General features: G+C 37.7%; 5 protein-coding genes and 1 pseudogene. 2 read left to right on the top strand and 4 right to left on the bottom strand.

Annotated features, from left to right (window positions below):
• The first annotated feature begins 425 nt into the window (after window positions 1-425).
• Complete coding sequence (gene mprF, locus JCM10991_RS10390) at window positions 426-3,011, top strand: bifunctional lysylphosphatidylglycerol flippase/synthetase MprF (protein WP_025021436.1); 2,586 nt, start codon at window positions 426-428, stop codon at window positions 3,009-3,011.
• Window positions 3,012-3,186: 175 nt separating this feature from the next.
• On the opposite strand, the gene pgmB is transcribed toward mprF, so the two are convergent.
• The 4 genes and pseudogenes from pgmB to JCM10991_RS10370 all read right to left on the bottom strand — a co-directional run bounded on the left by pgmB (window position 3,187) and on the right by JCM10991_RS10370 (window position 8,656).
• Window positions 3,187-3,855 carry a beta-phosphoglucomutase gene (gene pgmB / locus JCM10991_RS10385; protein ID WP_023860292.1) on the bottom strand — a complete coding sequence of 223 codons (669 nt, stop codon included), beginning with the start codon at window positions 3,853-3,855 and terminating at the stop codon, window positions 3,187-3,189.
• A gap of 8 nt (window positions 3,856-3,863) precedes the next feature.
• A pseudogene (locus JCM10991_RS13750) lies at window positions 3,864-6,115 on the bottom strand (glycoside hydrolase family 65 protein).
• Between the two features lie 21 nt (window positions 6,116-6,136).
• Complete coding sequence (locus JCM10991_RS10375; protein WP_035188830.1) at window positions 6,137-7,501, bottom strand: SLC45 family MFS transporter; 1,365 nt, start codon at window positions 7,499-7,501, stop codon at window positions 6,137-6,139.
• Window positions 7,502-7,654: 153 nt separating this feature from the next.
• Window positions 7,655-8,656, bottom strand: a complete 1,002-nt coding sequence (locus tag JCM10991_RS10370; protein WP_025021435.1) for a LacI family DNA-binding transcriptional regulator — start codon at window positions 8,654-8,656, stop codon at window positions 7,655-7,657.
• 426 nt (window positions 8,657-9,082) lie between these two features.
• Here JCM10991_RS10370 and JCM10991_RS10365 point away from each other — a divergent pair, with 426 nt between their 5' ends.
• A complete protein-coding gene (locus JCM10991_RS10365; protein ID WP_025021434.1) occupies window positions 9,083-9,331 on the top strand; it encodes a hypothetical protein in 249 nt (82 codons plus the stop codon).
• Window positions 9,332-9,617: the final 286 nt, after the last annotated feature.

The following is a 9,617-nucleotide window of genomic DNA, read 5'->3' as shown; positions in this document are numbered from 1 at the left end:
TGTCATAATTCATCATCCCTTCCCCTCGTAATCTAAGAAACATTTTCAAGTAATTTTGATTAATGTATCATGAGAAAATTAAATACTCAAGTGAATTCTCCTAAAAAAACATTTTTATCAAAAAATGTTCGAATTCATTAATTTTTTGATAAAAACTGTGACAAAAAGTTTTTTCTGTGCTATACTATCTAAGTACCTTAATTAAAAGGTTACATATTTCAATCCAAACTCTAGCCCGTGGTATTTCCAATCCTACCACGGGCTTATTTTTGCGCTAAGCCCCCTAGCAGTTACAAATTTTAGTCCTTCTCCTGCTTATTCTAATTATTGTCAGTCTCTTTCTTCTGCACTATAATCATATTATAGCTAAGTGGAACTCTCTTCTTAGCTCTAGCTATAAAAGAAAATTACGAGAGGAGTTTATTATGCACATACTCTATACCAAGATTAAAGACTTCGTGATTCGACGGGCAACCATTTTAAAATTGCTCTTCGTTTTGTCCGTCTTGGTCTTCGTGGTCGCCGAAATTGGTCGTAGTCTAAAAGGCACCGATTGGAGTCGTGTTGGCGCTGACCTCGCTTCACGCTCACCTTTAGACTTTGTCATCATGCTCGTCTGCGGGCTGATTGCTGTAAGCCCCATGCTGATTTACGACTTCACAATTGTTGAATTTTTACCCGGAAAATTTTCGAAAAAATACATTATTAAAAGTGGTTGGATTACCAATACCTTGACGAATATTGCCGGTTTTGGGGGCTTTTTGGGCGCAGCGATGCGGGCTACTTTCTATAAAGATCGTGCCAGTCGCCAGGAAATTCTCTATGCAATTTCAAAAATTGCGCTTTTCTTATTATCGGGGCTTTCCGTACTTTCCTGGGTAGCGCTCTTGGATATTTACTTTCTCCACGATAATGTTGACCTCCACCAGTACTGGTTTTGGTTACTACTTAGTGGGCTTTACTTTCCCCTCTTGTTTATCGTGACGCGCTTTAAGGACAATAAATTTTTCCATGACCTTAACTCCCGCCAATCTTGGCGCTTAGTACTTGGCTCGACCTTAGAATGGGGCTTTGTCGCCCTCTTCTTCTTATTAATCGGAAAAGTCCTCGGGGTCGATAACCACTTACTCCTTTACGCTTTTCCCCTTTACATCATCGCGTCGGTACTTGGAATCGTTTCGATGATTCCTGGTGGCTTAGGTTCCTTCGATGTTTTCATGTTACTAGAATTAGTAAACTTAGGCATTCCTAAAGAAACCATTTTAGTGTGGATTATTTACTTCCGAATTTTCTACTACTTTATACCCGTTGCGTTGGGAATTTTCTTCTTTTTGCACAATATGGGAGCAAAGGTTAATACTTATTTTGATGGCATTCCTGCTGAAGCTTTATCCCGTTTTGCCCACAGTTTGATTACCCTTTTCCTGTACTTTTCGGGTATCTTCATGTTTATGGAATCAGCCGTACCAGAATTAACAATCCGCAATAAATTTTTGGTTAACCTCTATCCTTTGACCTTCTTATTTATCCACCAACTAACCAATATTTTCTTCGCCTTTGCCTTGCTTGGCTTGGCGCGGGGAATTTACTCGCGGGTGAAAAAAGCTTACCTACCAACTTTGGTTTTCGTGGTGATTGGGATTTTGAACACCCTCTACCAAAACTTCAACTTGTCCCTGATTGTTTATTTGGGAATTGTTTTAACACTGCTCTTGCTATCATCTAAGTCTTATTATCGCAAGCAATTGCAATATTCCTGGGGAGCTTTTTGGGTTGATGGGCTCATCTTCGGGGGTGGTTTCATCCTCTATGTTTTAGTCGGCGTTATCAACCGGCCTAAATTTACCCTCCATCACCATGTACCCACCCAACTCTTTTTCCCGGACCAAAGATTATGGTTTTCAGGTTTAATCGGAATTGTCTTAGCTGTTTTAGTTTTGGTCGCCATTATTCATTATCTGACTCACGGTGAGGATCCCTTCGTGGATGAAAAGCCGGACTTAAGTCGCGCCCAAGCTGTGATTGCTAATTTTGGGGGCAATGAAACTAGTCACCTTGCCTTTTTAGGCGACAAAAATCTCTTCTTCTACCAAGCCCAAGGCCAAGATCAAGTCTTTTTCATGTATCGTAAAACTGTTAATAAATTGGTCATTATGGGGGAACCGGTGGGAAACTCCGCCTACTTTGAAGTCGCGATTGAGGCCTTCTTAGAAAAAGCCGACCTCTACGACTACGAACTGGTCTTTTATGAAGTCGGTGAAGACTTGACCATGTTGTTGCATAGCTATGGGTTTGACTTTATTAAAGACGGGGAAGACGCCTGGTTGAATTTAGCTGATTTCACTTTAACGGGTAAGAAAATGAAAGGAACCCGAGCCTTAATCAATAAGTTTGACCGCGAAGGTTACCAGTTTGAAATCTGGCAACCACCTTTCTCACCTGAAGCATTCGCTAAATTAAAGACTATATCCGATAGTTGGTTGGAAAAACAAGCTGAAAAAGGTTTCTCACTCGGCTTTTTCTCTGAAAATTACCTCAACCAAGCGCCTATAGCGGTGGTTTCCGACGCCAAGGGCGAACCTGTCGCCTTTGCGACTTTGATGCCAACTGGTAGCAAGAAAATCTTGACGATTGACCTTATGCGCCATAATCGTCAAACCGCCCCTTCTGGTATCATGGACGAAGTTTTCGTCAGCCTTTTCCGTTATGGGCAAGAAGAGGGTTACCAACAGTTTTATCTCGGCATGGCTCCCTTAGCTAATGTCGGGCAAAATAAGTTCTCCTTCTTAGGTGAACAAATCGCTCACTTTATTTATGAATATGGCCATAAACTTTACGGTTTCCAAGGATTACGCAACTATAAAAATAAGTTTGCCACTTCTTGGCACGCCAAGTACATTGCCTATCAAAAGAAGAGCATCCTGCCTTCCACTATGTTACAATTAGTCCTTTTAATCAACCAAAGAGCCGACCAAAAACCTAGACGGTTGAAGGACTTCTTACAAAGATAAACTAAAAAGCGTTTGCATCATGAAGTGCCTTATAATTGTTAGACAAAAGGACTAACGATTGTGAGGCATTTTTCTATGACAAAAAAACGCACTCAAAAATAAAGCTAAAAAGAAGCCAAAAGTCCCGCACTTTTGGCTTCTTCTACGTAAAGAGTTGTATTTGATATTAATTTAATTATTTGTGGTAACGATCAAAAACATCACTAAAAAGTTGGTAAGTGAAATTTCTCGTAGTTGGTACCACACAATCTGCTTGTCTTAATTCATTTTTATCTCCGACTGCAACTGCTACCATGTCTGCAGCTTTGATTGCTGAAACTCCGGCAACCGCATCTTCAACACCAACACATTGATTAGGGGCTACTCCAACTGCTTTAGCACCAGCTAAAAAGATATCTGGAGCAGGTTTTCCTGCTTTAACTTTGGCTGGGTCAGCTACAGCATCAAAAACATGTGCTAAACCAAGCTTTTCTAAAATAAATGGTGCATTCTTTGAAGCTGAAGCTACTGCTAATTTAACACCATTTGCTTTTAAATCTGTCAAAAGCTTAGAAATACCAGGTAAAATATCTTCTTTAGTTAATTTACTAATAGCTTCAACGTAGTAATCATTCTTCTTATTGGCTAAGTTTTGTACTTCTTCTTTTGAATACTTGTCTAATAAGTCTCCAAATTTTAAGATAGCTTCCAAAGATTCAGTTCGACTAATTCCTTTTAAATTTGTTTCAAAACTAGCTGGTAAATCCAAATTAAACTCTTCTTTAGCTAACTTGCTCCAAGCTTGAAAGTGGAATTTGGCTGTATCGGTTACAACCCCATCTAAATCAAATACTGCTGCTTGCATAATTTCACCTACTTTAATTCTAAATCCTTACCGTTCAAATTAATTGTTAAAGCTGGTCCTTCTAAAAGACTAACTTGGGATACATCCTTGCTTGCTTTAACTTCAAGTAACCGACCTCTAAAGTTAATTCTAAATTCATACCCATCCCATTGTTTTGGTACAAATGGTGCAAAGAATAACTTACCATCCTTAACCCGCATACCTGCAAAACCTTGGACAATAGCTAACCATGAACCGGTCATAGATGTAACGTGTAACCCATCAACTGTATCATTATTGTAATTATCAAGGTCAAGTCGTGCTGTTCGTGAGTAAAGTTCGAAAGCTTTTTCTTCTTTATGCAAGTCCGCTGCAACAATAGCATAAATAGATGGTGAAAGAGATGATTCGTGAACCGTGTATTGTTCATAGAAGTCAAAGTTTCTTGCTTTTTCTTCTTTTGTAAATTTATCAATAAAGTAGTAAATCCCTTGCAAGACATCAGCCTGCTTGATGTATGGTGACCGTAAGATATGATCCCAAGACCAATTTTGGTTCAATGGTAATTGGTCAGCAGGAATTTCTGAAACAGGTCGTAAGTCCTTGTCTAAGAAACCATCATGTTGAACAAAAATCCCAAGTTCTTTATCTTCTGGCAAGTACATGTTATCAGCGATTTCTTCCCATTTAGCAAGTTCTTTTGACTCTAAACCTAATTGACTTAATTTTTCAGGACTAACTTGACTAGAAACTTCTTTAGCATACCGTAAACACCATTGTGCTAAAAGGTTAGTGTACCAGTTGTTATTAACATTATTTTCATATTCATTAGGACCAGTTACCCCATGAATCATATATACTTGCTTTCTTTGAGAGAAATGAACCCGATCAGCCCAGAAACGAGCAATTCCTACTAAAACATCAAACCCATCATGAGTTACATATTCAGTATCCCCAGTATAACGAGTGTAATTGTAAATAGCATAAGCAATGGTTCCATTTCTATGAATTTCTTCAAATGTAATTTCCCATTCATTATGACATTCAATCCCATTGAAGGTAACCATTGGATATAAAGCACCCTTCAACCCTTGTTCTTTTGCATTGTGGAAAGCACCTGGTAATTGCTTGTAACGGTATTCAAGTAAGTTTCTTGTTACAGATGGTTCAGCTAAAGAAAGGTATAAAGGAACGGCAAACGCTTCTGTGTCCCAGTAAGTAGCACCACCGTACTTTTCACCAGTAAAACCTTTTGGTCCAATGTTCAAGCGTGCATCATTACCATAGTAAGTTGAGAAAAGTTGGAAGAGATTGAAGCGAATCCCTTGTTGTGATTCATCATTGCCCTTAATTTTAACATCCGCCTTTTCCCAACGTTTCGCCCAAACATTTGCTTGAGCTTCTTGCAATTCTTCAAAGGAGAGTTTACTTTGCTTGTGTGATAATTCCTCAGCCGCTTTATCTAAACTTGTTTGATCGGCATAATCACGAGAAGTTACTACAACAACTCTTTTTTCAAAATCAGCAATTTCTCCTACTTCTAAATTTTTGGCATAACTGTTAACAGTCTTTGTTTCATCTTTAAAAGCCCCGATACTTTCAAAACTACCTTTGTGGTCACTGACCATTTCAACTGTAAAACGAGGTGTGCCAAAATTATTTTTAATAGTTTCGGAAACTAATTTAGAACCTTGTTTTGTATTAGAAGTTGCGTGTACTTCCCAGAAATGTTCATCGTAATTAGCATCTTCATTAAAGACATTAGCATCAATGAAAGAATCAACCTCAACCTTAACGGCCTTTTGTCCAAGTTTTCAAAAGATAACTTGTTAGCATAAAGCTCTTTAAAGTCAGCACTGACAAAACGAACAGAAGTTACCTTGACTTTTGCATCTTCTTTTTCCACTACATATGATCGAGTCAAAAGCCCCTTTTTCATATCCAAAGCTAACTCGAAATCAGAATACTTATCTTTAGCTAGGTCAATTGAACTGTTATTTAATTTGATATCAACAGAAACAAAGTCAACGGCATTAATAACTTTACCAAAGTAAGCTGGATAGCCATTCTTCCACCAACCGACCCGCGTCTTGTCTGGGAACCATACTCCTCCAAGGTAAATTCCTTTGTGGGTATCATCTGAGTATTTTTCTTCAAACATTCCCCGCATCCCCATGTATTCATTACCAATTGAAGTCATAGATTCTTGCAAACGTTTGTTATCTTTATCTAATGTATGTGTCACGACCTTCCAAGGGTCAATTTCAAATATTCTTTGCATAATAATTAGTCCTCTTTTCTTTTATTCTTGGTAAGTTTCTTTAATAAAGCCTACACTCAAAGCACCTAAAAGGATGGCAAGTGCAGCCACAATGAACATATGACCTTGTACGCCACCTAAAGCTGGGTACAATGAAAAACTCAATACAGAAGCAATAATTTGTGGTAAACAAATGCAACCGTTGAATAAACCAAGGTAAGTCCCCATTCGCTTACCGGATAAGGCATTAGTAACAATGGTAAGTGGGTAAGTGTTCATAGCAGCCCAGGCAATCCCAACTAAGATAAATGAGAAAATCAAAGCTGTCTTAGAGTGTATCATAAAAATGGATGCAAAACCGATTGCACCAAGGAATAAACTTCCTGCATAACCAGCCTTGTGGTATTGGTTAGGAATCTTAGCTAAAACATAAGACCAAACAACAGCCGCAATCGATTGCACAGCCGCTAAAATTCCATACCAGTTACCTGCTGCTTGATAACCCGCACTTGTAGCATCAGTTGTGTGCCAAACATTTTCAGCGATTGTCCCTGTTGAGTAAGTCCAAAGGTATTGGAAACCAAACCAGCAGAACAATTGAACTAAAGAAACAGTCCAAAAGGCTTTCGGTGCTTTCTTCAAAAGTTTAACGAAACTTTCTGATTCTTCATTATCTTCAACCGCAATTCCATGGTATAAAGCATAAGTATCTGGATCATATTCTTTAACCTTGGTAATTGTTAAAGCACTTGTTAAAACTAGAAGTGCAGCTCCAATGTAAAAAGCCCAAACAACAGAATTTGGAACAACCCCTTTAGCTGCTGTATTAGAAACACCAAATAGGGTTAACAAAAATGGAAAAATTGCAGCTAACACAGCTCCGGTATTAGATAAGAAGGATTGGATTCCATACGCATAGCTTTTTTGGTCATCATTGACCATGTCACCCACCATCATCTTGAATGGTTGCATAGCCACGTTTGATGATAAGTCAAGTAACGCAACGGTGATCGCCCCAAACCATAAGGCAGCAAGCGAGCCATAGCCAAAGCCAAAACTACCAGAATTAGGTAAAAGCATCATTACAATTACAGCTACGATTGCCCCTAACAAGAGGTAAGGTAAACGTCGTCCCCCTAACTTGGGTAACCAAGTTTTATCAGAATATTTCCCAACAAGCGGTTGCACAATTAAACCAGCAAGTGGTGGTAAAATAAAGAACCAACCTAAATTATTGGGGTCAGCCCCCAATGTTTGGAAAATCCGACTCATTTGTGATGACTGTAAAGTAAAGGCCGTTTGAACCCCTAAAAAACCAAAATTAATCATCCAAATCTTACTGCTTGCAAGAGTTGGTAACCCTTTGGTAGGCTTTTCGTCAACGTCTGCATGGTGATGTGTACTCATATCCATCTATAAAACCCCTTTCAAAAATCAGTAACATTCAAAAGTAAGCGCTTTTCCTTTTACAAGTATGATATTACCACCTTGTGCAATCGGTTGCAATAGTTTTTTTAAAAAAGTTGCATTTCTGCAAAATTTTTCGTAACAGAAATGCAACTACTTGTATTGAGATGATTCTCTTTCAATAATTTTATGAGGTACGATAACTGAATTTTGCTTAAGTTTCAAAAGCTTATCTTCCCAGTTAATCACCAAAGCCGCTGCTTCTAACCCTAAAAAATGTGGGAAAATATCCACTGACGTCAACGGCGGATTAGAAATTTGGGCAAAAATTGAATTATTAAAGCCTAAAATTCCATATTTTTCACTAGCTACTTGTCTTTGAACATCCAAGGCTAATAAATCATCACTAGCAATAAAGGCATCAACATTTGGATTTTCTTTTAAAAATTTTTGAACCAAGCCTTGATTTTTTTGAGGATTAGTCGAATTAAGTTTTAGAAACGTGTCTTCTAAACCTTTAACTCGCATAGCTCTTTGATAACCCAAATAGCGGTCACTTTGAACAATTTCCATTAAATTAGAATAAACAAAAGTCGGATTAGTGTAACCTTTTGCAAATAGGTACTCAGTTGCATCTGATCCCGCTTTGATATTGTCATTATCAACAAAGTAAACACTATTTTCTCCCAATTCATAAGGTGTTCCAATCACTACATAGCGTAGATTTTTTTGACTCTTAACATAATTTAAAACTGGGTCATTAGCCACTGAGTAGGCAAAGATAAAACAAGTCACTTGACCTTGCTCAATCAACATTTTAGTATTTTTTAAAAGCTCTTGGTCATTTAATCCAGATGCTACTGTGAGCATATAGCCATGTGCATTGCAAATTTCTGAAATCCCTTGAATAATTTGGATAAAAAATGGGTTATCACTAACATCTGCTTGGTTAGCAGGTAAGATAATTCCCACTAAATTATTACTCTTATTAGCAAGGTTTTGAGCTGTAAAACTGGGAGAATAATTTAATTCTTCCATAGCAGCTCGAACTTTTTTCTTAGTCGCTTCACTAATCAAGGGACTATCATGCATTGCTCTGGAGACCGTTGAAGGTGCCATTCCCACAAGCTTGGCTACATCTTTAATCGTCGCCATCGCCATCATCCTTTCAATATCATTTAGCTGAACCTTTTTTCTATTTTATTGTACCAAAAATATGCCTTGATACTTATCTAAATCCAATTATTCTTGATAAACTTTGAAAAAGGATGGTTGTGTCATCACAATCCTCCTTACGACAGACCGTTTAAGACGATGGTCAGTTACATGACAACATGAAGAATACCGCTCACGAACTCAGCCAAAGGAGCGATTTTTTGGACTCTTTACGAAAAGCTGTGGATTCCTAGAATAGCAGACCACAGCTTTTAATGTTTAGTAGATTGTAAAATCATGGCAAGTATAATGCTTTTTTCTCTGTAGTTATTTTAATTTAATTTTCGTTTAAAAAGAAAAAATAACATGATATAATATAGACTGGACGCGGTACGGTGGCGACCCTTTTTTGAAAGGAGTGATGCTATGGCAATGGCAAATAGTATTAACTTCAATAATAAAGAAAGGAGTAACCACCGTATGGATAAGTTTTACTTATTCGTCGGAGTTGTCGGTTATTTAACTGTTTTGGTAATGGCTGTTAATGAGTTACTAAACGTATTAAATATTACGTTAGATTTAGTGACTGTGTTATTCAAAAAAACGGTTAGATTAATTGATATTTGGCGAAAACTTTGTAAGAGTTTAGCTGAACAAAAAAATAACCGTCATTAGACGGCTGATTAGTTAATAAAAACAACAAGGTCGTCACCGACCAGTCCTTAGAGGTAAGTGTTAGCAGCACTTGCCTCTTTTCATTTACCATTATAGCTTTAAATTCAATAAAAAGCAATACTAACTATTATTTTGATGGCGGAAAGTTTTAGTGGACATCTCTCCTCCCATGCACTAACACTGGGATTTATAGATTTATCATTTTTTGATCACCAATTTTATCAAACATCTGTTGAATACTACGAGCCTCCGAGACTACTTTATACGTGGTATCTAGGTATTTATC

The organism is Ligilactobacillus equi DSM 15833 = JCM 10991 (assembly GCF_000615765.1).
In the GTDB taxonomy this organism is placed as follows: Bacteria; Bacillota; Bacilli; order Lactobacillales; family Lactobacillaceae; genus Ligilactobacillus; species Ligilactobacillus equi.
The sequence above is the reverse complement of the archived record's forward strand: the minus strand, read 5'-3'. Positions and strand labels throughout refer to the sequence as shown.

Excerpts from the sequence above, each read along its gene's own strand:
- mprF (WP_025021436.1), top strand. The coding sequence starts at position 426 with ATGCACATACTCTATACCAAGATTAAAGACTTCGTGATTCGACGGGCA.
- pgmB (WP_023860292.1), bottom strand. The coding sequence starts at position 3,855 with ATGCAAGCAGCAGTATTTGATTTAGATGGGGTTGTAACCGATACAGCC.
- JCM10991_RS10375 (WP_035188830.1), bottom strand. The coding sequence starts at position 7,501 with ATGAGTACACATCACCATGCAGACGTTGACGAAAAGCCTACCAAAGGG.
- JCM10991_RS10370 (WP_025021435.1), bottom strand. The coding sequence starts at position 8,656 with ATGGCGACGATTAAAGATGTAGCCAAGCTTGTGGGAATGGCACCTTCA.
- JCM10991_RS10365 (WP_025021434.1), top strand. The coding sequence starts at position 9,083 with ATGGCAATGGCAAATAGTATTAACTTCAATAATAAAGAAAGGAGTAAC.